General features: G+C 64.3%; 19 protein-coding genes. 8 read left to right on the forward strand and 11 right to left on the reverse strand.

What is annotated here, in order from left to right:
- Nucleotides 1-155: 155 nt before the first annotated feature.
- The 6 genes from AC3WS4_RS02905 (at nucleotide 156) to AC3WS4_RS02930 (ending at nucleotide 6,101) form a co-directional block, all read left to right on the forward strand.
- Entirely contained in the window at nucleotides 156-1,460 is a 1,305-nt protein-coding gene (locus AC3WS4_RS02905) for a cytochrome P450 (protein WP_492739880.1), read from the forward strand.
- A 6-nt stretch (nucleotides 1,461-1,466) separates the two neighbouring features.
- Nucleotides 1,467-3,167, forward strand: coding sequence for a D-lactate dehydrogenase (gene dld / locus AC3WS4_RS02910; RefSeq protein WP_492739879.1), 1,701 nt, complete (start codon nucleotides 1,467-1,469; stop codon nucleotides 3,165-3,167).
- A gap of 485 nt (nucleotides 3,168-3,652) precedes the next feature.
- The gene (locus AC3WS4_RS02915) at nucleotides 3,653-3,814 is read left to right on the forward strand and encodes a hypothetical protein (RefSeq protein ID WP_492739878.1); all 162 of its coding nucleotides are present in this window, start codon (nucleotides 3,653-3,655) and stop codon (nucleotides 3,812-3,814) included.
- Nucleotides 3,815-3,963: 149 nt separating this feature from the next.
- On the forward strand, nucleotides 3,964-4,278 hold the full coding sequence (locus AC3WS4_RS02920; protein WP_492739877.1) for a hypothetical protein: 315 nt from the start codon (nucleotides 3,964-3,966) through the stop codon (nucleotides 4,276-4,278).
- 33 nt (nucleotides 4,279-4,311) lie between these two features.
- Nucleotides 4,312-5,286 (forward strand): hypothetical protein, encoded by a 975-nt coding sequence (locus AC3WS4_RS02925; RefSeq protein WP_492739876.1) that lies wholly within the window; start codon nucleotides 4,312-4,314, stop codon nucleotides 5,284-5,286.
- Entirely contained in the window at nucleotides 5,283-6,101 is an 819-nt protein-coding gene (locus tag AC3WS4_RS02930) for a Stf0 family sulfotransferase (RefSeq protein ID WP_492739875.1), read from the forward strand. The genes AC3WS4_RS02925 and AC3WS4_RS02930 overlap by 4 nt, the downstream gene beginning before the upstream one ends.
- An 11-nt stretch (nucleotides 6,102-6,112) precedes the next feature.
- Here AC3WS4_RS02930 and AC3WS4_RS02935 read toward each other — a convergent pair whose 3' ends face one another.
- From AC3WS4_RS02935 to AC3WS4_RS02945, 3 genes are read right to left on the reverse strand one after another with little or no spacing between them, the layout of a single operon-like run.
- Complete coding sequence (locus AC3WS4_RS02935; protein WP_492739874.1) at nucleotides 6,113-6,388, reverse strand: PqqD family protein; 276 nt, start codon at nucleotides 6,386-6,388, stop codon at nucleotides 6,113-6,115.
- Between the two features lie 12 nt (nucleotides 6,389-6,400).
- Nucleotides 6,401-8,308, reverse strand: coding sequence for an asparagine synthetase B family protein (locus tag AC3WS4_RS02940; protein WP_492739873.1), 1,908 nt, complete (start codon nucleotides 8,306-8,308; stop codon nucleotides 6,401-6,403).
- Nucleotides 8,305-8,592, reverse strand: a complete 288-nt coding sequence (locus AC3WS4_RS02945; RefSeq protein ID WP_056346457.1) for a PqqD family protein — start codon at nucleotides 8,590-8,592, stop codon at nucleotides 8,305-8,307. The genes AC3WS4_RS02940 and AC3WS4_RS02945 overlap by 4 nt, the downstream gene beginning before the upstream one ends.
- A 145-nt stretch (nucleotides 8,593-8,737) precedes the next feature.
- On the opposite strand from AC3WS4_RS02945, the gene AC3WS4_RS02950 reads away from it, so the two are divergent.
- Nucleotides 8,738-10,603: an acyltransferase family protein gene (locus tag AC3WS4_RS02950; protein ID WP_492742723.1), complete on the forward strand. Its 1,866-nt coding sequence runs from the start codon at nucleotides 8,738-8,740 to the stop codon at nucleotides 10,601-10,603.
- Here AC3WS4_RS02950 and AC3WS4_RS02955 read toward each other — a convergent pair.
- On the reverse strand, nucleotides 10,593-11,219 hold the full coding sequence (locus tag AC3WS4_RS02955) for a 2OG-Fe(II) oxygenase (RefSeq protein ID WP_492739871.1): 627 nt from the start codon (nucleotides 11,217-11,219) through the stop codon (nucleotides 10,593-10,595). The two genes, AC3WS4_RS02950 and AC3WS4_RS02955, sit on opposite strands and share 11 nt — an antisense overlap.
- Nucleotides 11,220-11,304: 85 nt before the next feature.
- Here AC3WS4_RS02955 and AC3WS4_RS02960 point away from each other — a divergent pair, with 85 nt between their 5' ends.
- A complete protein-coding gene (locus AC3WS4_RS02960; protein ID WP_492742621.1) occupies nucleotides 11,305-12,396 on the forward strand; it encodes a 50S ribosomal protein L11 methyltransferase in 1,092 nt (363 codons plus the stop codon).
- On the opposite strand, the gene AC3WS4_RS02965 is transcribed toward AC3WS4_RS02960, so the two are convergent.
- The 7 genes from AC3WS4_RS02965 to AC3WS4_RS02995 all read right to left on the reverse strand — a co-directional run bounded on the left by AC3WS4_RS02965 (nucleotide 12,344) and on the right by AC3WS4_RS02995 (nucleotide 22,302).
- A complete protein-coding gene (locus tag AC3WS4_RS02965) occupies nucleotides 12,344-13,372 on the reverse strand; it encodes a lasso peptide biosynthesis B2 protein (RefSeq protein WP_492739869.1) in 1,029 nt (342 codons plus the stop codon). The genes AC3WS4_RS02960 and AC3WS4_RS02965 overlap by 53 nt on opposite strands.
- A 650-nt stretch (nucleotides 13,373-14,022) precedes the next feature.
- Nucleotides 14,023-15,444: a sodium:solute symporter family protein gene (locus AC3WS4_RS02970; RefSeq protein ID WP_492739868.1), complete on the reverse strand. Its 1,422-nt coding sequence runs from the start codon at nucleotides 15,442-15,444 to the stop codon at nucleotides 14,023-14,025.
- 51 nt (nucleotides 15,445-15,495) lie between these two features.
- Complete coding sequence (locus tag AC3WS4_RS02975) at nucleotides 15,496-16,668, reverse strand: mandelate racemase/muconate lactonizing enzyme family protein (RefSeq protein ID WP_492739867.1); 1,173 nt, start codon at nucleotides 16,666-16,668, stop codon at nucleotides 15,496-15,498.
- A 29-nt stretch (nucleotides 16,669-16,697) separates the two neighbouring features.
- Entirely contained in the window at nucleotides 16,698-17,381 is a 684-nt protein-coding gene (locus AC3WS4_RS02980) for an SDR family NAD(P)-dependent oxidoreductase (RefSeq protein ID WP_492739866.1), read from the reverse strand.
- Between the two features lie 4 nt (nucleotides 17,382-17,385).
- Nucleotides 17,386-18,330, reverse strand: a complete 945-nt coding sequence (locus tag AC3WS4_RS02985) for a dihydrodipicolinate synthase family protein (RefSeq protein WP_492739865.1) — start codon at nucleotides 18,328-18,330, stop codon at nucleotides 17,386-17,388.
- Nucleotides 18,331-18,352: 22 nt separating this feature from the next.
- Nucleotides 18,353-19,165 (reverse strand): IclR family transcriptional regulator, encoded by an 813-nt coding sequence (locus AC3WS4_RS02990; protein ID WP_056351946.1) that lies wholly within the window; start codon nucleotides 19,163-19,165, stop codon nucleotides 18,353-18,355.
- A gap of 209 nt (nucleotides 19,166-19,374) precedes the next feature.
- Complete coding sequence (locus tag AC3WS4_RS02995) at nucleotides 19,375-22,302, reverse strand: TonB-dependent receptor domain-containing protein (protein WP_492739864.1); 2,928 nt, start codon at nucleotides 22,300-22,302, stop codon at nucleotides 19,375-19,377.
- Nucleotides 22,303-22,562 lie beyond the last annotated feature (260 nt).

Below are 22,562 nucleotides of genomic sequence, written 5' to 3' on the forward strand. Positions count from 1 at the left end.
CGCGCACAATCTAGCATCCTTGATTACTCGGAGTCGATGATATGTCAAGCATTGCACAATCCATATTATGCGCTGTTTAATGTCAGTATATCTCAGACATGTTGACCAAGACCCATATCAAGGATACCTGATATGAAATTTTTGGGAGATGATTGATGCAAGAAGGGAGCGCCCTGCTCGATCCCTATGCGGGGCAAAAAACGACGCCGGGGCCAGTTCACGCGCCGCTGTTCGACGTCGACCTCAGGATCGACCTCAAGCGTCACGACCTCTATCTCCGCGGGACGCCTGCCGAGGATGTGCGTGCGCTACGCAAGGCCGCCCCCATATTCTGGCATCCCGAGGATGAGCCGAACGAGCCGGGTTTCTGGGTTTTGACCCGCCACACCGATGTTCAGGCCGTGAGCAAGAATCCCGAACTCTTCTCTTCGGAGATCGGCGCGGGGGCCTTGCTGTCCTTCGACGAGAGCCGCCGCCAGCACCTCACGCCCGAGACGCTTGCCATCCGGCGTGCGAACATGGTCAACATGGACCCGCCCGACCATCGCACCTATCGCTCGCTCGTCATGCCCTATCTCGCCGGCCCGGCCAGCAAGCGCCTCGAGCCAGCGGTGACCGAGCGGATATCGGGACTGCTCGACACGATCCAGGCAGGCGAGAGTTTCGATCTGGTCTCAGAATTTTCTGCTGTCACGCCTGCGGCAACCATGTGCCACCTTCTCGGAGTGCCCGACGACGATCGCGACATGGTGGTCGAATGGGGCGATAAACTCGCCGCGGTCGGCGACCCCGAACTTGCCGATGAAGTGGCGGCGACCCACGCCAAGGTCTATAAATATGGAATGGACCTGTTCGAGCGAAAGCGGACCGAGCCGGGCAACGACCTGCTCAGCGCAGCGCATGAAGCGCTCGCCAAGACCGACCGTCCTTTGCGCCCCTATTCGGTCGAAAGCCTCTTCTCGCTCATGATCGTGGCGGGCCACCGGACGACGCGCAACACGACCACCTCGGGACTGCTCGAACTCTACCGCCATCCGGATCAGCTCACGCTGCTGCGCGGAAAGCCCGAATTGATCGGCAATGCCATCGAAGAGATATTGCGTTATACGACGGTCGTGCCGCTATTCCGGCGGACCGCCACAGCCGATACCGAAATCGCGGGCCAGAAAATCGCAAAGGGTGAAAAGGTCGTGATGTGGTATTCGGCCGCCAACCGTGACGAGAGCGTTTTCCCCGATCCCGACCGGTTCGACATCGAGCGACCCGAGGCGCGCAAGCATCTGACTTTCGGGCACGGCGAGCATATGTGCGTGGGCAATATGGTGGCCCGCCTGCAGCTGCGCATCGCCATCGCGGCCTTCGTCAACCGCTTCGACACGCTCGAAGTCGTCGAGCCACCCGAGTATCTGCGCACCAACCAGGCGGTTTCGATCAAGCGGGTCATGGTGCGGGCCGGTTGAGACGCGATGGCGAACGCCGACCTCGCAAGGCGCCTGATTGAGATCGTCGGCCGACGATATGTCGTCACGCGCGCGGCGGCGATGCGGCGCTTCACCAAGGGGTATCGCTTCGGCGAAGGCACAGCCTTGGCGGCAGTGAGCCCCGGGACGCTCGTGGAACTCTGGCGCGTCCTCAGGACCTGCACCGACGCCGACGCGATCGTGATCATGCAGGCGGCCAATACCGGACTGACCGGGGGTTCGACGCCGTTCGGCGATTACGACCGGCCGGTGGTCCTTGTCAGCGCGCGAAGGCTGCGGACTGCCCATCTCATCGATGGCGGGCGCGAGGCCATCAGCCTGCCGGGCGCAACGCTCGACCAGCTCGAGCGGATACTGGCCCCGCTGGGCCGCGAGCCCCATTCGGTGATCGGTTCCTCCTGCCTCGGCGCCTCGGTGATCGGGGGCATCTGCAACAATAGCGGCGGCGCGCTCATCAAGCGCGGTCCCGCCTTCACGCGGCACGCCCTGTTCGCGCGGCGCGGCGCGTCGGGTGCGCTCGAACTGGTCAATCACCTCGGCATTGAATTGCCCGCCGGCCCCGAGGACATGCTCGCCGCTCTCGAGGCGGGCCGCTTCGATCCCGGGGTGATCGTTGCGCCGCCGCCCGAAGCCGCGATCGACTATGAGAACCGGGTGCGGAGCGTCGACGAACCGACGCCTGCACGCTACAACGCCGACCCGTCCTTTCTGCACGAGGCATCGGGCAGCGCGGGACATCTCGCCGTGTTTGCGGTGCGGACAGACACCTTTCCCAGGGCGGAGAGCACGCAGGTCTTCTACATCGGCACCAACGATCCCGCTGACCTGACGAAGATCCGCCGCGACATTCTCTCAACCTTCGCCACGCTTCCAATCTCGGCCGAATATATGCACCGCGGCACTTTCGATCTTGCCGCGAGCCACGGCAAGGACATGTTCCTTGCTATACGGCTGCTGGGAACGCGCCGGCTGCCGCTCATCAACCGAATGAAAGAGTGGATCGACCGGGCAACGGCAAGCTTGCCCCTGATCCCGGCCAATCTCGCCGACCGGCTGCTCCATGCGATCGCCTCCCTCCTCCCGAACCATCTCCCGAAACGTCTTCGGCAGCTTCGCGACCGCTATGAGCATCATCTGCTGATCCGCACCGCGGACGAAACGACCGCCGAGATGGCAACATATCTCGGTAGCACGATCCCCGGCCTCGCCGCCGAATATCTGATCTGCTCGCCCGCCGAAGGCGAGGACGCTTTTCTCCATCGCTTCGTAGCGGCGGGTGCGGCCATCCGATATCGCGCACTCAATCCAAAAACCTCGGCGGGACTTGTCTCGCTCGATATTGCGCTTCCCCGTGATAAGCAGGACTGGGCCGAGACCTTGCCGCCCGAACTGGCAAGGCAAATCGCGCAAAGCCTCTCTTACGGACATTTTTTCTGTCACGTCTTCCACCAGGATTATGTCGCCATTGCAGGCTGCAACCTTGAAAGCCTAGAAGAGCAGCTCCTTACTTTTCACAATGCTCGTGGTGCCAAATATCCCGCAGAGCACGGCGTCGGCCATCTCTACCATGCCGAGGAAACGCTTGAGAGGCATTTTCAAGAACTCGACCCCACCAACAGCTTTAATCCCGGAATCGGTCGGTTGACGCGCGGAAGGAATTGGTTGCGCCAGGCCAGTCCAGAATAGGTCGGTCCTTCTTTGCTCGCTACTGCAATCAGCATCTCGTCGGATGTTCGAGGGAAGTAGCGCTGATACTAATGGCCGTTCACGGACTGGCAGGTTTCGGGAAGGTGAATGGCTATAGCTGCCGTTTCCGCCCGCACCATCGAGGACCAGGCGCCGCTGACAAACCCAACATCCAATGACACAGATCGGCTCGTCAGACGATGCCGTCCAACACGCACCGTGGCAGCTTAGGGAGGGGCCCTGCGAGACGGAGCCCTCTTGGCGATGCGAAGGTAGACCGTGACTCGATAGTCACCAATTGGGGTTCGCCTAGGTCCTGCGATTGATGATGATGCAGAACATTCTCTGAAGCACAGATCACGGTTCGGGGCAGCCGAACCGCAACCCCGAACAATCAACAATCGGTCATAGTTTGTAACTGGCGTAATCGCTTGTGCACCCGGCAATCCCCGCTTATGGTAACCGAGTTCACTAGGGGAAACGGCATGTCCGACAAAAAAACTGCAGACATTGTTCACGACATGGACGAAGTCTTGGCGAGTGCGAAGGAAGCGTGGATCAAGCCGGAAATCGCCGATTTTCAGCCGGTGACGGTTGCCCGCGGGATCAGCTATCGCATCGGCGACGGCATCAGCAACCTGAGCTGAGTCGCACCAAAGCCCTGGACAGGGGCTTGTGTTTTGACCGATCCAGCCTGCTCGCAGGCCTTTCGTGATCGAACGGCGATCGCATGCTCTTATGAATTCGGCGGCCTGCGCTTGTCGTCGTCGTTCGTCTGCATTTTCTGGCAGCGCTGATGGCCGAGACCGCTCGCGCCGTCGCCGATATCCATATCGAGCCGTCGTTCGATGTCCTGCGCGACGGGCGCTGGGCCCATCAGTCGGTCGGCCACCGCTTGTGCGCGAGGCAAGGCTCGCTTATGCTGATCGAGGGCAACAGAGGAAACGACATGGCCGATAAGGAAATCGCAGATACTCTTCACGACGCGGACGATGGCGTGGCTGGCGCCCGGGAAGCGTGGATCAAACCCGAAATCCTCGATTTTCAGCCGGTGACGGTTGCGCGCGGGATCAGCTACCGCATCGGCGACGGCTTCAGCAACCTGAGCTGATCCGCCCCAACGCGACGGATTGGGGACTGTGTTTTGACCGATCCCGCCTGCTCGCGGGCCGTTCGTGATAGACCGGCGGCTGTATGCTCTTATGAATTCGGCGGCCTGCGCTTGTCGTCGTCATTCCCCCTGCCTTTTCTGGTGACGTTGCCTGCCACCAACACTCGCGCCGTCGCCGACGTCCATATCGAACTGTCGTTCGACGACCTGCCCGACGGGTCCCTGGTCCATCAGTCGGTCGGCCGCTATGGTCTGGCGCTCCATTCCTTCGGGTCGGACTGGATTTTCCGCCATCGGGCGACAGGCGTCCGTGTCGATGCGACGGGGCGGCGGCTGGTCTGTCATTGTCCGCAACCATCGGATCTGTCGCTGCTTGCCGAAATCCTGGTGCGCCGTATCCTCCCCAAACTTTGCTATTTGCACGGCCGCCTGCCCATTCACGCGGCGACCCTGGGCGACGACGCCGGTGCCTTGCTGTTGCTTGGAGCCTCCAGCTCGGGCAAATCGACGACGACTGCGGCCCTCGCGCGCAATCTCGGCTGGCGGATTTTCAGCGACGACATGTCGATCCTCAACGATGGCGACCGCCCGCTGGCGCTGGGCGGCGTGCCCGGCGTGTCGCTGTGGCAGGATGCGGTTGACGGGCTGGATATTTCCGCCGCGCATCTGTCGCCGATGGCGGGATATGAAGGAAAATATGCCTATCGTCCTGCGGCGGGTCCGTCGGCTCCGCTGCCGCTGAACGCCATCATTCTTCTGTCGGCGGCAACCGACGACAGCGCGATCCGGCTGGAACCGCTGGCGGGGCCGGAGGTGCTGGTGATGATCTGCTCGCAGATCGTCCCGTTCAATCCGCGCGACCCCGTCGAAAACGCCGACCTGATGCGCCGCTTCAATCGGGTCGCGACGGACGTGCCCGTCTTTGCCCTGTCCTACCCCCGGACCTATGCCATGCTGCCCGCCGTCGTCGACACGGTCGCGCCGCTGATCGATCGGCGGGCGGCGTGACCCAATATGACCTTTCGCTGGCCGCGGCCGACTATGCGCCATGGGCCGGTGCGCCGCGCAAAAGCCTGATCATCGCCAGCCATCCGCGATCGGGCAGCACGCTGCTCGGCGAAGCCATCGCCTTTGCCGGCGGGCTGGGATGCCCGCTCGAATATCTGCATCGCGGATTTCGTCCCACCCTCGCCGAACGGTGGCAGACGCCCGATCTCGATCGCTACGTCGCCGCGATGCACCGCCACCGCACCGACGCCAATGGCACCTTGTCGATCAAAATGTTCTGGCAGGATATCGCCGAACTCGTTCTGGAAACGCAGCCGGATCACGACCCGGCGCGACTGGAACGCCCCGCCGACGCGGTCCCGGCGGAGGATTATCGCGCGATGGCGGCGATGCTGACGGCCATCCTGCCCAATCCGCACTATGTCTATCTCTATCGCCGCGACGGCCTGCGTCAGGCGGTGTCGTCGCTGGTCGCCACGCAGACCGGGATATGGCGCGTGATCGACGGATCGCAGGGCAGGCCCGCCTCGGGGCAGGCCGCCTATGATTATGATCGCATCATGGCTCTGCTCGCCTTCGGCGCGTTCAGCCATGGTCATTGGCGCGGCTTCTTCGCCGCCAATGGCATCGCGCCGCGGATGATCGCCTATGAGGATATGGTCGCCGATCCCGAAGACGTCATCGGTGCGCTGCTGGTCGATCTGGGGGCGACGAACCCCGTGCCCCGGCCACAGCGGATGCGGCGCCAGTCGAACGGCGCCAGCGACGCCCTGATGCTGCAATTCCTCCAGGACCACGCCGCCCGGACGGCATGACGCGCCGCCGGTCAGTTGACCGTCAACAGCCCCTTCGCCTGCATCGCGCTCACGAATTCGACCACGTCCGCCTGCCCGGCGGCGGCATCCATTTCGAACCGGTCGCCCAGATGGCGGCACAGGGTCGCCAGGTCCTTGGGTGTATCGAGCAGGTCCCAGATGCGCGACGCGCTATGGTTCAGCCGAAAGAAATGGCCGCTCTCGATGCTCATGAGGACGACCTCGCCATCGACTTCCGACGACACCATCGTATCGACACGCGCCACCACGCTGGTTTCTGTCATCATCGGGATCGTCCTTCATTCGCCGCGTTCATTTTCGAACGCATATTCAAGCCACATGTCGGTCGCAACCATGTTCCAGACCGCCGCATAGGCCGACATGGGCGGCGCGCCGCCGCCCGCCCCGCGCCAGACGAGATGTTCGGCCTGAATTTGCTCGAGAACAGCCGCATCGACCCATCCGTTGCGGACCCCATGCATATCGCGAAAGGGGCGCTTTTCCAGTCTTTGCGTCACCGCGTCGATGATCGGGGCCGAAATATTGGCCTTGTCGGTCCGCTGCCGGATCCTTTCGGGCAGGACGTCGCGCATCGCTTCGCGCAGCAGATATTTCTTGCTGTCGCCGCGCCGCAACATGTCGCCCGCCGCGCCTATCAGGAAACGCGTCAGCCGCAGATCGTGAAAGGGATGGCGAAACTCGATGCCCCGGCTCGCGGCATAGCTGAATACATTGTCCATGTTGATGTGCCGCCGCGCCAGCGAATAGACGCGATAGCGCTGGGTCTGCGAGAAGGAGCCGAGCGCCGGCGGGCGCGGCGCGTCGGCCCAGCGATCCGCAAGGTCGATCCGGCGGGCCCAGTCGGCCGAAAGCCATGGCGGCGTGTCTTGGGAAAAATCGAGATGCGGGCGCAACAGCCGTTCGCGCCGCGATCGCGACAGCAACGGTCCTACCGCACCGGCCAATATCGCCCGCGTCGCGCGCACCGGCCGGCCCCATCCCGCGCCGGCGGCCCCGGCTTCGCTTGCCAGGCCGCCCCATCTTCCGCGCCGGAACAGGTCGGGCCAGTGCGCGCGCGATCCGGCCAGCCAGTCGTCGCCGCCCTCGCCGGTCAGGGCGACGCGCAGACCGCGATCGTTCAGATGGCGGCACACCGACTCGACCGTCCCCGCCGTGTTGGGGCGCAGCGGCAGGTGCAGCGTCTGCGCGCACCATGTCGCTGCCTTCATCGCATCGAACGGTGCCCCTTCGACCATGGTCGATCGAATCCCGCATTGCGCCTCGACCTCGGCGATCCATTCGCCTTCGTCACAGATTTCGCCGGGGTAGCGCGCCGATACCGCCTCGACCATCGCCCCGATACGCCCGTCGCGGACGAGCTGGTCGATGCAGCAGACGACCGCCGATGAATCGAGGCCGCCCGACAATTGCGCCGCGACCGGTCGCTCCGACCGCGTCGTCGCGATCAGCGCCTGGTCGAACAGCGTGCGAAACTGTTCGACATGTTCCGATTCGGACAAGTCCATATGGTCCGCGAACGGCCCCGCGTTCCAGCACCAGCTCCGCACCCTGCCGTCGTCGACGCAAAGCGCATGTCCCGGCGGCAGGCGGTATATGCCGTCCCAAAAAGTCTCCGTATCGGTCACGAAACGCGCCGCCAGATGCTCGCCGAGCGCGCCTTCGTTCAGGCGCTTCGGCAAGCCGAGCCCGCGGATCAGCGTCGACGGCTCGCTCGCAAAGGCGAAAAAACCGTCCTGCCGCGTCCACAAAAAGGGGCGCATCCCGACCGGCGAACGCGCCGCGAACAGGCGGCGCGTGCCCGGTTGCCAGATCGCCAGCGCATAGTCGCCGACCAGCCGTTGCGGCAGTTCGTCGCCGAAACGGCCATGCGCGGCCAGTACGATGACGCAATCGGGTGCCGCCGCACCGGGATCGGCGGGCCCCAGCGCCTCACGCAACGCGTCGCGATTATCGAGGCGCCCGTCGAACAGGATCACCGCGCCCGACGCGCGATCGGCGTGCGGCTGCGCTTCGGTCGTCGCCTCGGGGGTGGTGTGCAGCGCAAAGCGGACGAAACCCGCAGGGCCGTCGTGCCAGCGGCCGACGCCGTCGATCCCGAGGTGCGGGGTGGCGGCGGCCAGACGGTCCAGCATGTCCGCCGTGACCGGCCGGCCGCCGACAAAGACCAGCCCGGCGATACCGCTCATGCGCGAACGACGATCAGGCCGCTTGCTGTCGCGCTGTCCAGAAAATCGGCGACATCGGCCGCGAGGACGCCCTCCGGCGCTTCATAGGATGACGCCAGCGCCGCGACGATCTGCGTGCGGTTCGCGCCGTCCGCGATCATCCGCCACATTTCCGACGCCTGTTTGTTGAGCGAGTGATAGCTGCCCCGGTCCTGGTCGAACAACAGGATCGGGCCGCCATTGTCGGTCCACACCATTGCCTTGCTCGGGGCGAAACGCCGCTCATCTCCGTCCACGTCATGCATCCCCGGTCTGGCATTCGGCCGACATCTTGTCGGAATTGACCTGACGATAACAGTGCGCGACAAGTCCGCCAATCCTGTCCGCTCGATCCCCGGCATCTTCTTGGAGTGAAACCCTATCGCGCGGACCACCGAATATCGTGCCGATATCGATGGCCTGCGCGGGATCGCGATATCGGCGGTGGTCGCCTGCCACATCAATCTGCCCTTCGCCGCCGGAGGATTTGTCGGCGTCGACATTTTCTTCGTCATTTCGGGCTTTCTGATCACGCGGCTGCTCGCGGACGAATATGATGCGCACGGACGGATCGGCCTCGCCGATTTCTACGCGCGGCGCGTCCGGCGCCTGCTGCCCGCGCTGCTGCTGGTGGTCGCCGCGACGCTGGTGGCCGGCTTCCTCTGGCTGCTGCCCGACGAACAGGTCGCGCTCGCCCGATCGGCGATCATGGCGCTGCTCTTTGCCGCCAATATCCATTTCTGGACCGTCGGGACCGGCTATTTCGAGCCCGCCAGCACACTGCTCCCGCTCCAGCATCTCTGGACGCTCGGCGTGGAGGAACAATTCTACCTGCTCTGGCCGCTGGCGTTCGCCGGCACCGCGGCGCTGGCACGACGGCGAAACCGGCCTGTCCTTCCCGCGCTGCGCCTTGTCCTCATCGCCGCCGTCGCGGCCTCGCTGGCCCTCGCGATCGTGCAGGGTCCTTCGCGCGCGGCCTTCTTCCTGCTGCCCGCCCGCGCCTGGGAGCTCGGCGCCGGTTGCCTGCTCGCCATGGCCCCGCCGCTATCGACCGCGCGCGCGCGCTGGCTCGCCCCGCTCGGGGTCACGGCGATCCTCCTCGCCATCCTCGTCTATGACACCCACACCCCCTTTCCCTCCTTCCGTGCCGCCCTGCCTGTCGTCGGCAGTGTCGCGCTGATCGCCGCCGGCGGCGCCGACCCGCGCGGGGCCGTGCCGCGATTGCTGTCGCAGCGCTGGATCGCCGGCCTCGGCAAGGTCTCCTACGGCTGGTATCTGTGGCACTGGCCGCTGCTGGCCTTCGCCCGCATCCAATGGGGCGGCGGCGTCCATGTCGTGCGCGACACCGGCCTCGTCCTGCTCGCCCTGCTGCTCGCCATCATCATGTACCACCGGGTCGAAATGCCGATCCGCGAGCGGCGCATGGCGGGGTTTGGCGACACCACCCGCTCGCTCGCAAGCGGCGGTGCGCTGCTCGTCGCGGGCCTTGCGCTCGCTGCGGCGCTGTGGGTCTGGGCCGCCCGGCCGAGCCCGGCGGGATCGCTGATGGCGCAATATCGGACGGCGCGCAGCGGCGCGGTGCGCGACTTTCCCTTTTGCAACGATCCCGCGCCCTGCGCGTCGGGCGCTCCGGCAGGCGGGCCGGCGCTGTTGCTATGGGGCGATTCGCATGCCGCCCAGCTCGGCCACGCGCTCGACCTCGCGGGCAGGCAGGCGGGCATCCACATCCTGACGCGGACCGAAGGGGGCTGCGCGCCGGGCGGTTCGCCCCTTGGTGTCCGCCGGGGCGATCCGCGCTGGATGGCATGCGCCGCGTTCGAACATCGGGTCCGCGCCGAACTGGCCGGTCTACGGGGCCATCGCAATCTGCGCACCCTGCTGTTCGCGGGCGGCTGGGACGCCCGGCAGGCCGGATGGGAGCGGCAGCTCGCCGCCGACGTCGACGCCGCGCGACGCCTGGGCCTGCGCGTGATCATCGCGCGCGACGTGCCCCTGCACAGCCGCGACGTCCTGCGCTGCACGGTCCGCCGAGGCGCCGACAGCTGCGCCGAGCCGCGCGCCGCGATCGAGCGCCGTGCCGCCGCAGTCGATCGCGCCCTCGACGAAATCGCGACCCAGCGCCCCGATGTGCGCCTCTGGTCGCCGCTCGACCGCCTGTGTCCGCACGACCGCTGCCCCGCCGCCATCGACGGGCGGCTGCTGTATCGCAATCAGGGGCATCTGACCCTCGACGGGTCGGCCTATCTGGCGCCGGCGCTGCGGCCCGTCATCGGCTGAGCCAGCCCCCGAACACCCGGCGCGGTCCGCCGCCGGTCAGCGGGGTGACGCGGTGGTGCAGTTGCGGATCGATGCGAAACAGCGTCATCGTTCCGGCGGGTCGGGCATCCTGCCGGAACAGCGTGCGACCCGAACCCTTTTCGCGAATCTCGAAACTGCCGCCCTCACAGGGCGCATCGCTCAGGTGAACCGTCACCGCCAGCCGGCGCAATCCGCCGTCGTTCAGATCGTCGTGCCAGTCGAGCCCTTGCTGCGTCCCGGGCGCCATTTCGCCGATCAGGCCGGTCACATGATGCAGCGTTTCGCAGCCGGCGATCGCCTGCGCCCAAAGGAGGAAGCTTGGCCGCTCGAGCAGGAAGCGCAGCAGCCGCCCCGCCTTGTCGCCCCCCTCATATGTCCGCTCCCCCACGCGCGCTATGGTTTCGGGCAGGAAGTCGGCGGCCCGGCACAGTTGCAGCAGCGTGTCGAGCAGCCCGTCGTCCCACGCCGGCCGGAACGACACCGCGCCATCGCGCAACAGCGCCGCGCGCATATCGGCGATCGTCGCGTCGCTCTCGTCGACCTCGGTTCGCGCGATGCCGATCCGGAGCGGGCATACCAGGCTGGGTTCCACCATGACCGACTCTTCTTCCCGACAACCGTCCCGGCGTAAAGCCGCAACTTTTGCTGGTGGCGATGCCGCGTCCCGATATATTGCGCCGATGAACAAAGATGATCGATTGCACGGGTTTGAAGCCCTCGTCCGCCAGGCCGACGGCAACGCCCCCGCCCTCGCCGCCCTTTCCCTGTTGTTCAGCAGCGACGGCTGGAAATCGCGCGCGGGCGAAATCGCGGCGCAGGTGCTGGCCTTGCCCGACGGCGATGTGGCGGCGCGCACGATCGCGCGCCACGTGATCACCACCGATGTGCCGCAATGGCATTTCGTCATCGTCGCCGATCTGGCGCGCAACCTTGCCTATGACCAGGCGCTGCAACGCGCGGTGACGCCGGGCAGCCGGGTGCTCGAAATCGGGACGGGCAGCGGATTGCTCGCGATGATGGCGGCCCGCGCCGGGGCGGCGCATGTCTATACCTGCGAAATGGAACCGGCGGTGGCGATGACCGCGCGCGAAATCGTCGCGCGCAACGGATTTGCCGACAGGATCACCGTGATCGACAAACATTCGAAGGATGTCGATGTCGGTGAACTGGGCGGCCCGGTCGATATCCTCGTCTCCGAAATCGTCAGCAATGAAATGCTCGGCGAAGGGGTACTGCCCGCAATGGAAGATGCCATCGCGCGCCTCGTCAAGCCGGGCGGGATCATCATTCCGGCACAGGGCACGATCCGCGTCGCGCTCGCGCATCTCGCCGATTTCCCCAGGACGATCGGTACGGTGTCGGGCTTCGATCTGTCGGCTTTCGACGACCTGCGCGAACCCAATTTCCGTATCCCCACCAATCGCCGCGGCCTGACGCTGGCGAGCGATGCCGTCGACCTGTTCGCATTCGATTTCACCTCGACCGCCCCATGGAGCGGCGACCGCGCGCAGGCGACGCTGCGCGCGACAGGGCAACCGGCCAACGGCCTGATCCAGTGGATCACGCTCGATATGGACGGCGTCACCGCTTATGAAAACCGGCCGTCGACCGAAGCGCCCCCCTCGGCCTGGGCGGCGGTGTTCCACGCCTTCGAAACCATGCTCGACCCACAGGACGGGCAGGACATTCCCGTCCTCGGCCAGCACGACATGGCGAATGTCAGGCTGTGGATCGATCCGCCGGTGCCAGCGGAAACCGCGCCAGCTCGGTAAATTCGTCGATCCCGTTGCAACCGACGACGTCGACATCCCCGGCGCGCACCCACACATGCGCGACCATGCCTTCGTCGGCGCGGTTGGCCACGCCATAATGGAGGGTGGTCGGCACATGCCGGCGCGTCAGCAACCATTGCGCGGCGAAGCCCTGCTCGAAACATTGCGCCCGCCAGGGAACGCGCCGGGCCGCCGCCCAGATCGCCCAGCGGATCGCCGCGATCAGTTCCTTTTGCCGCGCCGGGGCCGCATGGGGCGCGTCCGGATGCCGCGTCCGCGCGGCGATGGCGCGAAAGGGAAAAAAGCGGCGCAGCAAGGCGACAAGGGCGAGCATCAGCGTCGCCGTGACCAGCAATTTCTGCCTTTCGAACGGCAAGCGCGCGAAGCCGGTCACCGGTGCGACCGTGGCGCAGCGTCCGCTGATCGCACTGCGACTGCGGCCCCAAGGGATAAGTAGCCCCTCATGGCAGCGTCCGACGGGAGCGGGGGCAGCGCATGGCGCGGTTTTAATACCGAACTCGGTCGGCACAAGAGTTTGATCGCTACGAAGCAGCCCATGGCCCAATTTGCCTTCAGGAACCGAGGAAACACCGTTCGGGTCAATTCGGATCCTAGGGTTCCAGCGAGGCTCGGTCCTCACGGTGCATCGCACAGCTTTTTGCGATTTCTTGGCGCCAATTCTCGCATTTTCGATCATGTTCGTGTTTTGATGCCGCATTTCAGCGGCATCGGAGATGGCCCGCCATGCGTCCGGGCTTCCGGCTTTTAGCGTCCGAACGCCACCTTCCCATATTGACGGATCCGCGGTGATCCGCTCGGCATTGCGTGCGGCGATATTGCGATGCTTTTCGATGCGCTCGTCTTCGAACTCACGCCCATCCATGCTCGATGCGGCGGCGCCGATCCTGTCCAGCGGTTCGAGGGCGATGTCTTGCGCTTCGAGCGAGCGATGCGCTTCCAATCGGTGCAGGCCCACATGCTGGGGTCCCGCCTCTCGTTGGCCGCTTGTTCCAAGCCTCCGTAGCCCGTTCGCTGACGCATTGGCCGACGAGACGATGGCTCCCGTTCGGAGGTATAGACCTTGCCGTGCAATCGATCGAGATGCTTCAAACACGGATTGGAAGGTGCACCGAGGTTTCGAAGCTCGTCCGATTTGGTAGTGCCCATCGAGATGTCGCACAGGATCTGTGCAGCTTCAGGGAGCCGCGACCCAAAAGTTGCTCAACGGCGCCCGAACCCCAAAAGGCGACTGCGCATCGCGGCCGTACGGGGCCGGAACAGGGGAAGGAAAGCGATGTTCGACGAGGAGGGCAATCGTGACGACGTCATTTCTCACCCGAGATGCGTTGGCTCGCGCGCAGCGGGATCGATATCTGCTTTCAAAGAAAGACCGAGACGATCTCAATGCCTAGCCATCACGATCCTTCAACAAACGTTGAGAAGTTTCAGCGGCGACGGCGCCTGAACGGCAGCTTTCAGGCCTCAATTGGCTACGATTCGAACGGCCGACAATTATCAGCATATTGCGGATCTCCGAATATTTGAGTGGAAATGATCAAGAGCTAGGTTTCACCTCTTCCGAATCTCGATCACCCCTATAGCGGGCAAGCAGACTTGGACGCCCTTTCATCGCGGGTCCGCGTTTCCTGACTCAGCGGCAGTTCCTGGCATGGCAGGCGGCCCGCCGCGGACCAGTCTTTCCATGATGATGACGACGAGCGGCACGACGAGCGAAATATAGATGTTGTCGATGCCATAGGGGTTATCGAGCATGTACCAGATCGTCGTCAGGACCGCCGAACCGGCGAGCGCCAACGTCGCCCCGCGCGAGCTGGCGTAAAAGGGCAAGGTGAAGCCGATCACCGCGACGATCGAGATCGAAAGGCGTAGCGCGCGGGTGAAGAAGCTGAGCTTCAAAACCTCGGGCACGAACAGCGCGAAGATCAGCGGCACGAAGGCGATGACGATCGCGGCGATGCGGGTCATCCGGAACTGCTGGGCTTCGCTGGGATTGCGATAGGGCACATAGAAATCGCGGATCACGAGCGAAGCGATCGCGAGCGCGACGGTGCTGACGCTGACGAAGATCGACGCGACCAGCGACACGGTGACGAGCGCCGCTGCCCAGGTCGGCATGATTTCGAGGAACATCGGCAGCGCATAAAGGCTGTCGAGGTCGGGGCGGAGGTAGCGCGCCGCGACGCCGATCGCGGCGAGCGCAAAGCCGATCGGGAAGCAGAAGAGCGCGGCCCATAGAGCCGCCTTGCTCGCGTCGGCCGGGCCCTTCGTCGAGGAGATCGCCTGGATGATATATTGGGTCGAGAAGATCGCGCCGATCGTCGAGATCGTCCAGGCCGCGATCGTCGCGAAGCCGATCGTCCCGTCCCAGGTGAAATAATGCGCGGGAAGCGCCGCTTGCATGGGAACAAAGCCCTTGGTCGCCATCAAGGCCACCGCCGCGATGATCGCGATGCCGATCAGCTTGATCGCGCTGTGCAGCAGCGTCACATAGGCAATGCCCTTCAGTCCGCCGAAGAAATAATAGAAGGTGCTGACAACCGCGATGATCGCCATCGCCGGCAGCAGCCCGATCTTCATCACTTCCTGGATCGCCGCCGCGCCGCTAATGTAATTGCCGACGTTCACCAGCAGCAGCGCATAGATCATGATCAGCGAGACGACGGTCATCGTCTTGCGATCATATTTCTTCTCGATCGCCGCCGAGATCGTATATTCGCCCGACCCATAGATCTTCTTGGCAAAGAAGAGGCCGAAAAGCAGGAAGCCGATCGAGGCGCCAAGCACCGACCAGGTTGCCGCCATGCCGGAGTTGAACGCCTCCTGCGCGGTGCCGACGGTCGACTTGGCGCCGATGAACTCGGACATCAGGAGGACACCGACAACGATCGCCGGGAGCGCCCTTGAACCGACCATATAATCGGCATTGCTCTTGCTTCGCAGCCGATAGGTCAGCCAGCTGGTGAAAGCGATGTAGAGGACGACCGCGCCCATGATGACGATGGTTGCCGACGGCGCAAAATGACCCATTTCTCTCTCCCGTTCCGCCATTCAGCCGTACGTGCGGCGGCGGTAACCCAATCATTCAGCGAGTTCGCGCATCACCTTGATGAGGTCGCTCTTGCCTTCGAAACCGATGCCCGGAAGATCGGGCATCACGATATGACCGTCCTCGACCTTCACCGTGTCGGGGAAGCCGCCATAGGGCTGGAACAGGTCGGGGTAGCTCTCGTTTCCGCCGAGCCCCAGGCCCGCCGCAATATTCAGTGACATCTGGTGCCCGCCGTGCGGGATGCAGCGCGACGGCGACCAACCGCATTCGGCGAGCGCGTCGAGGGTGCGCAGATATTCGACCAGGCCGTAGGAGAGCGCGCAGTCCATCTGAAGATAGTCGCGGTCGGGACGCATGCCGCCGTAGCGCAGCAGGTTGCGCGCATCCTGATGGCTGAAGAGATTTTCGCCCGTCGCCATCGGGCCCGGATAGAATTCGGCAAGCGCCGCTTGCAGCTTGTAATCGAGCGGATCGCCCGCCTCTTCGTACCAGAAGAGCGGATAATCGCGTAGCGCCTTGGCATATTCGATCGCGGTCAGCGTGTCGAAGCGGCCATTGGCGTCGACCGCGAGCTGCGCGTCGCCATCGATTTCCTGGAGCACGGATTCGATCCGCCGGCGATCGATCGCGAGGCTCTCGCCGCCGATCTTCATCTTCACGACATTATAGCCGCGATCAATGTAGCCACGCATCTCGGCGCGCAGCGCGTCGTCGTCCTTGCCCGGATAATAATAGCCGCCGGCCGCATAGACGAAGACGCGCGGGTTCGCCTCGCGGCCCTTCATGTCGGCAAGCAGGCGGAAGAGCGGCTTCTCCGCGATCTTCGCGACCGCATCCCATACCGCCATATCGATCGTCCCGACCGCGACCGAGCGTTCGCCATGACCGCCCGGCTTCTCGTTGGTCATCAGCGTCTTCCAGATCTTGTCCGGATCGAAATTCTCGCCCTTCGTATCGAGTAGACTTGCAGGCTCGGCTTCGATCAGCCGATCGCGGAAGCGCTCGCGAATGAGACCGCCCTGCCCGTAACGGCCGTTGGAATTGAAACCGTAGCCGACGACACGGCGGCCGTCGCGAACGACATTGGTCACCACCGCGACGAGGCTCGCCGTCATCTTGGAAAAGTCGATATAGGCGTTGCGGATCGGAGACGAGATAGGCTTGGTCACTTCGACGATGTCGATGATCTGGGGCTGGGTCACTTTTTGCACCTTGGAGCTGATGGCGAGCGTCAGAGCGACGCGCCGCCACAGATGAGAATATCCTGGCCGGTGATCGCGCCGGCCTCGTGGCCAAGCAGGAACGCAACCGTGGCTGCGACCTCGGCGGGTTCGATGTAGCGGCCTATCGGCGGCAGTATGGGCGGAACGCCGGCCCGGTCGCCGCGCGTCAGAAACGGTGTTGCCGTCGCGGCGGGCGAGACGATGTTGGCGGTGATGCCGCGCGGCGCGAGCTCGATCGCGAAGGATCGCACCAGCCCGGTCAGGGCCGCCTTGGTCGCGGCATATTGCGCCTTGCCCTTTGCGCCGCGGCTGGTGCGGCTGCCGATCGCAACGATCCGTGCACCCGCGCCCATGCCCGGTGTCAGGTTTTGGACAAGAAGCGCGAGCGCACGGACATGCACGGCGTACATGAGGTCGCCGACGGCGGGATCGAATTCCTCGATGCCCCCGGTGGCCATGAACCCCGCGGCATGAACAATGGCGCCGACCGGACCGAGGCTGGCGGAGAGACCCGCCAGCGCCGCCATGTCGGCCAGATCGACGACCTCGAACCGCACGCCATCGGCAGGCTCGGCCGGCGTCCGGTCGAGCCCGATCACCGACCAGCCATCGCGGACGAGGCGCTGCGTTATCGCCGCCCCTATGCCCGAGGCGGCGCCGGTGACGACCGCGATGCGAGGGTCGGATGTCATGGCGTCAGACCAGCGCCGGTTCGACCAGGCCGGCGCCGCGCACCGCGTGCTCAATGCGGCGGAGTTCTTCGGCGCTCGGCGGCACCGTCGGCGGACGCACGGTACCGCGCGCGATCAGCCCGGCGGCGGCCATCGCCGCCTTCATGCAGGCATGCGCCTCGCCCGTAGGCTCGCCATCGCCATAGACCGCCTGCTTGAGCGGATCGATCAGCGCCTGCACGCGCTGCGCCTTGACCAGGTCGCCCTGCTGCACGGCATCGAGCAGGTCCGCGATCAGGCCCGGGATGACCGAGGCGAAGCCGACGAGCGCGCCATCGACACCCTGGACCATCGAGGCGAGCAGATATTCATCATGACAGGTCAGCAGCGCCTTGCCCGGCGCCGCGGCGCGGATCGCCTTCAGGTCGCGATCATATTTGTTCATCTCGCGCGTGCCAATCTTGAACGCCTGCACCGCGTCGAGGCGCGCAAGTTCGGCGAGCAGTTCGGACGAGAAGCTGGCCTTGGTCCAGGCGGGATAGACATGAACGATCAGCGGCAGCCCCGAAGCCTTGCCGATCGCCTCGAAATATTCGGTGACGTGCGACGGACGGAAACCAAAACGCAGCCAGTGATGCGGGGGCATGATGTCGAGCGCGCTGGCGCCGGCTTCGCGCGCGATCACGGCCTGTTCGCAGGCATCCAATATGCCCTCGCATACGATCGAGGAAATGACCGGGATGCGGCCATCGACCGCCTTTGCGACGATCGACGTCACCTGGGCGCGTTCCGCGGGGGTCAGCGAGAAGACCTCTCCGGTGTGACCGTTCGTCATGATCGCCTTGATGTGGCGCTGTTCGGAGAGCCAGCGCGCAAGCCGCGCAAGGCCGCCTTCGTCAATGCTGAAATCCTCATTGAACGGAACGGCGATGGCGGGGATCAAGCCCTTGAAATCGATAGCGGAAGTCACCGGTAAAAGTCTCCAATTGTTGCTATGGTGCCAAAGATTGTGCCGCCGTGCCGCCAGCGGCGCGAACGGCGAACGAAAGCTGGCGCGCGGCTTCGCAGGTGATGTCGCGTGCGCGGTCGACGAAATCGTCGAGAGTCTGGCCGAAGGACGGCGCCGCAACGCTGAGCGCCGCGAGCGGAACGCCGTCCATGTCGGTGATCGGCGCCGCGAGAACGCGCAGGCCCGTCACCGTTTCCTGGTCCGATACGGCGAAGCCGTCCTCACGGACCTTGGCGATCTCGTCGAGCAGCCGGTCGATGTCGACCATCGTATATTCGGTGAGCTGCTTCGGCGGATTGGATTCGAGGATTTCGCGTTCGGTCGCGACGGGCAGATGGGCAAGGATCGCCCGCCCCAGCGCCGACGAGAAGGCCGGGACGCGATTGCCGACCCGGACATCGACGGCCAGCCGTTGCAGCCCGGCCTGGATACGCTCGATATAGACCACCTCATAGGCATCGAGGACCCCGATCGAGGCCGCCTCGATATGGTCGTCGACAAGCGAGCGGAGCAGCGGCCGCCCGAGACTGCGGATGTCGGATCGCGCGATGGCGTTGAAGCCGAGATCGAGGCATTTGAGCGTCAGGCGAAAGCGCTTGCTCTCCCCTACCCGCTCGACATAGCCGAGCGACACCAAGGTATTCAGCATGCGAAAGGCGGTCGCATTGTCGGTCCCCGCCGCGCGCGCCACCTCCGCAATGACAAGCTCTTCGCTATCGAGTCCGAAGGCATTCAGGACCGCAAATGCCTTGGCCACCGACTTGACCGTATTCTTGTCGTTCTTCTCATCGCTCATCAGGATACTCCCGCTCGATTTTGTCATGCGGCCTGTTCCTATCAGCGCGGCGCGGCCAAAAATAGCGGGTGACGCAAGGGTCCATCCTGGCGCGCGCCGGGCGTCACCGCGCGCATGACGCGCGGCGACCCGGAGCCGGGGAGGACGAGATCCGGCCGCCGATTGTTCGGCACCCTTTGCTCGCCAGGATGGAAGAGGATGCGCCATCGTCAGAAGGAGAAGCGGGCGCCGACCTTGTACGTACGCCCGAGGACGTCGTAGAAGGTGCCATTGGTGTAGGAACTATACTGGGCAAACTTGCCCGGCAGCCCGAACCAGCCGGTCGCGCCGGTGCCCGGCGAGAAGGGCGGCTTGGTATTGAGGATGTTGTCGACGTTGGCGAACAGCTGGACCTTCGCCTTGTCGCCCGAGACGATATTGTAACGGATGTTCGCGTCGAGATAGAAATAGGCCGGAATCTTCTCGTCGAGATAGGTGTTCGCGGCCGCGAACTTGTACCGGTACATGCTGTCGATGAAGTTGCCGCGCAGGCTCACCCCCAGCTTCTCGTCATTATAGGCCAGCGTTGCGTTCCAGCGCCAATGCGGCACGCCCGAAAGGTCGCCCGCGAGATCGCGCGGATTGAGACCCGAGCTGTTTTCTTTGTATTTGTCGACATAGTTGGCGAGGAGCCGGGCCGAGAACTGGCCCGTCGAGCCACCGAACAGAACGTCGGCGCCGAAGCGATAGCCAAGGTCGAATTCGATACCCTGCGTCTCGATCGAGCCGAGATTGAGGAAGGGGTCGATAATCACGGTCTGGTCACTATTGATGAGACTGCAGAGCCCTTGGTTCGGTTCGCGTCCCGCGGCGGTGCCGCCGCCGAAGCAGCCGTCGATGATGCCCTGCGCGCCGAGCTTGCCGATGACGTCCTTGAGCTTGATGCGGTAGCCGTCGATCGAGAGCGTGAGTCCTCGCGTCAGCACATCTTCCATCGTAATGCCGACAGTGGTGCTGTAGGCGCGCTCGGGGCTGAGATCGAGATTGTTGCGTCCTGGCGAGACGGCGTTCGCCGAACCCGTTTCCACACCGCCCGGACCGCGGGTGATCACCGAGGAATAAGTGGTGTTCGCCCCGAAACTCTCGAAAAGCGAGGGCGCGCGAATATCTTTCGAATAGGCGGCGCGGAAGCGAAGGCCCGAGACGGGTTCGTAGGTGGTCCCGACCTTCCAGGTAACAACCGTGCCGCTCGTGCTGTAATCGGTCACGCGGATCGCGCCGTTGAGATCGAGCGATTCTGCGCCCTTCACGTCAGCGAGCAGCGGCACGACGACTTCGCTGAAGCCTTCGACGACGGTATAGTTGCCGGCGAAGCTCTTCGGATTGGATTGCTGGAAGCCCCCCGAGGCGAAGAGCGGCGGATTGACGAAGTCGGCGTAGAAGCTGACGTCCTGCGCGACCTTCTCATAGCGATAGTCGACGCCGGCCGCGAAGGACACGGGACCAGCCCAGGTCGAGAAGGGCTCGCCGTTGATCGACGCGCCTGCCGCGACCTGCGTATAGACCGAGCTTTGATAGAGATCGTCGACGATATAATCCTTCGCCGAGGCCAGCGACCCCGGTCCGAAAGGATTGGCGGGAACACAGAGGGCGGCCGCGCCATAAGCCGCCTCGCCCGGCGCCGCGGCCCCTTCGACATTCACGCGGCAATCGGGCAGCCCGGTCCGGGGATTGATGACGACGTCGGTTGCGGCGGCAAGGTTCGAGACGACGATATTGTTGCCGAGGATCGTGTCGTACCAGTCGCGCCCGAAGGTGCCATAGGCCTTCCACGACCAGCCTTTGCCCATCTGGCCTTCGAGGCCGGTGGCGACGCGGAAGACACGGTTGTTCGAATCCGAGGTCGCCGAACCGAGTTCGGGCGTCAGTTTCGACAGATAGATGGTGTCGGTGCCATTGGCGTTCATGATCGCCTGGATGTCGGCGGGGATGTACGGATTGCCGTTCCGGATCGCGATCGGATAGTCGGTCGAGGACGGGATCGCGTTCAAGAACAGGTCGGTTTCGGTACCCGACTCGCCATAGGAGGCTTCGATGAATCCGGTAAGGCTCGGCGAAAACTCATAGAGCGCGCGGCCAAAGAGGATCTTGCGCTCGAGCGGAGCCTGAAGGTTTCGCACACCGCGCCATTCGCCGTCACCGCCGATCGACACGCTGCGATTGATCGGTCCGACCTGGCCATAGTCGAACGGCGCCGAACTGGTCGAATTGAGGAACTGACGCCCATAGAAGGGGTCGGTCGACGCGAGCGGGTTTCCGTTGGCGGCGACGAGTACGCCGCCGCGCGTGTAGCTGTTGTGCGTCAGGCCGCAGGTCTGGAGCCCGAGATAGAAAGTGCCGTTCACCGAACCCGGGAACCAGCCGCACTGATCCTTGCCATAGGGCCGGTCGTTGGTCGTCGGGACATCCCACGACTTGCTGTACTCGCCCGCGAGCATGAGCTGGCCGCGACCATCCGCGAACGAGGTGCCGGCAGCGAGACTGAGGCTGACTTCCTGCGCGTCGCCATAATCGGAGACGCCATATTGCACCTTGCCCTGGATGCCTTCAAGCTTGCGTTTCAGCACGATGTTGATGACGCCCCCCACGGCGTCGGAACCCCAGGCCGCCGAAGCGCCGCCGCTCACCACATCGAGACGATCGACAAGCGCTTCGGGGATGAGGTTGATGTCGACCGAACTGCCGCCTGAATTCTCCGCGCCGTTCGAGGGAACGAAGCGGCGACCGTCGACGAGGGTGAGCGTACGCGTCGCGCCAAGGCCTCGCAGGTTCACATAATTGCCGCTGGCCTGCGACGTGGCGGGAAAATTCGGCGAAGGGCGAACCGAGGGAATGTCGTAAAGGACGTCCGCGATCGTCGTAGCGGCCTGAGCCTCGATCGCATCGCGCCCGATCGCGGTCACCGGCGTCGGCGCGAGATAGCCTTCACGGTTGACGCGCGTGCCAGTGACGATGATCGACGCGTCGTCGGCCGGCGCGCTTTCGGTAGCCTCGGCGTCCGGAGCGGCTTCCTGTGCCATCGCCGGGACGGCGGAGAGGAGGATCGCGGCGGTCCCGCATGCGAGCCTGATTTTCGACGTAAACAATGCCTTTTTCATTCATCCCTCCCGAGCGGGTTTCCCAAAGCGTGCCCGGTCGCCGGGCCATCCTGCCATCCGAGTGCGAAATTCGCATTATTCGGATAGCGAACTTATATTCGCATTTCTAAGCATATGGATTTTCGACAGCTTGTAAATACCCCCGAGGCAAGTTGAAGAAGTCGCTGATTTGCTTGATCTTCGCGCACCAAGGCCGCCCGGATGCCGACGATGGGGAAGGCCGCGGGTGCGACAGAAGGCGACACGGTGATGGCGAGTCG

Source organism: Sphingopyxis sp. EU05-FHT14B03, assembly GCF_058790875.1.

What these genes read in the sequence shown, in the direction of transcription:
- AC3WS4_RS02970 (WP_492739868.1), bottom strand. Translation starts at nt 15,444, where the DNA reads ATGGGTCATTTTGCGCCGTCGGCAACCATCGTCATCATGGGCGCGGTC.
- AC3WS4_RS02995 (WP_492739864.1), bottom strand. Translation starts at nt 22,302, where the DNA reads ATGAAAAAGGCATTGTTTACGTCGAAAATCAGGCTCGCATGCGGGACC.
- AC3WS4_RS02945 (WP_056346457.1), bottom strand. Translation starts at nt 8,592, where the DNA reads ATGCATGACGTGGACGGAGATGAGCGGCGTTTCGCCCCGAGCAAGGCA.
- AC3WS4_RS02980 (WP_492739866.1), bottom strand. Translation starts at nt 17,381, where the DNA reads ATGACATCCGACCCTCGCATCGCGGTCGTCACCGGCGCCGCCTCGGGC.
- AC3WS4_RS02940 (WP_492739873.1), bottom strand. Translation starts at nt 8,308, where the DNA reads ATGAGCGGTATCGCCGGGCTGGTCTTTGTCGGCGGCCGGCCGGTCACG.
- AC3WS4_RS02920 (WP_492739877.1), top strand. Translation starts at nt 3,964, where the DNA reads ATGGCCGAGACCGCTCGCGCCGTCGCCGATATCCATATCGAGCCGTCG.
- AC3WS4_RS02990 (WP_056351946.1), bottom strand. Translation starts at nt 19,165, where the DNA reads ATGAGCGATGAGAAGAACGACAAGAATACGGTCAAGTCGGTGGCCAAG.
- AC3WS4_RS02935 (WP_492739874.1), bottom strand. Translation starts at nt 6,388, where the DNA reads ATGATGACAGAAACCAGCGTGGTGGCGCGTGTCGATACGATGGTGTCG.
- AC3WS4_RS02955 (WP_492739871.1), bottom strand. Translation starts at nt 11,219, where the DNA reads ATGGTGGAACCCAGCCTGGTATGCCCGCTCCGGATCGGCATCGCGCGA.
- AC3WS4_RS02915 (WP_492739878.1), top strand. Translation starts at nt 3,653, where the DNA reads ATGTCCGACAAAAAAACTGCAGACATTGTTCACGACATGGACGAAGTC.
- AC3WS4_RS02905 (WP_492739880.1), top strand. Translation starts at nt 156, where the DNA reads ATGCAAGAAGGGAGCGCCCTGCTCGATCCCTATGCGGGGCAAAAAACG.
- dld (WP_492739879.1), top strand. Translation starts at nt 1,467, where the DNA reads ATGGCGAACGCCGACCTCGCAAGGCGCCTGATTGAGATCGTCGGCCGA.
- AC3WS4_RS02960 (WP_492742621.1), top strand. Translation starts at nt 11,305, where the DNA reads ATGAACAAAGATGATCGATTGCACGGGTTTGAAGCCCTCGTCCGCCAG.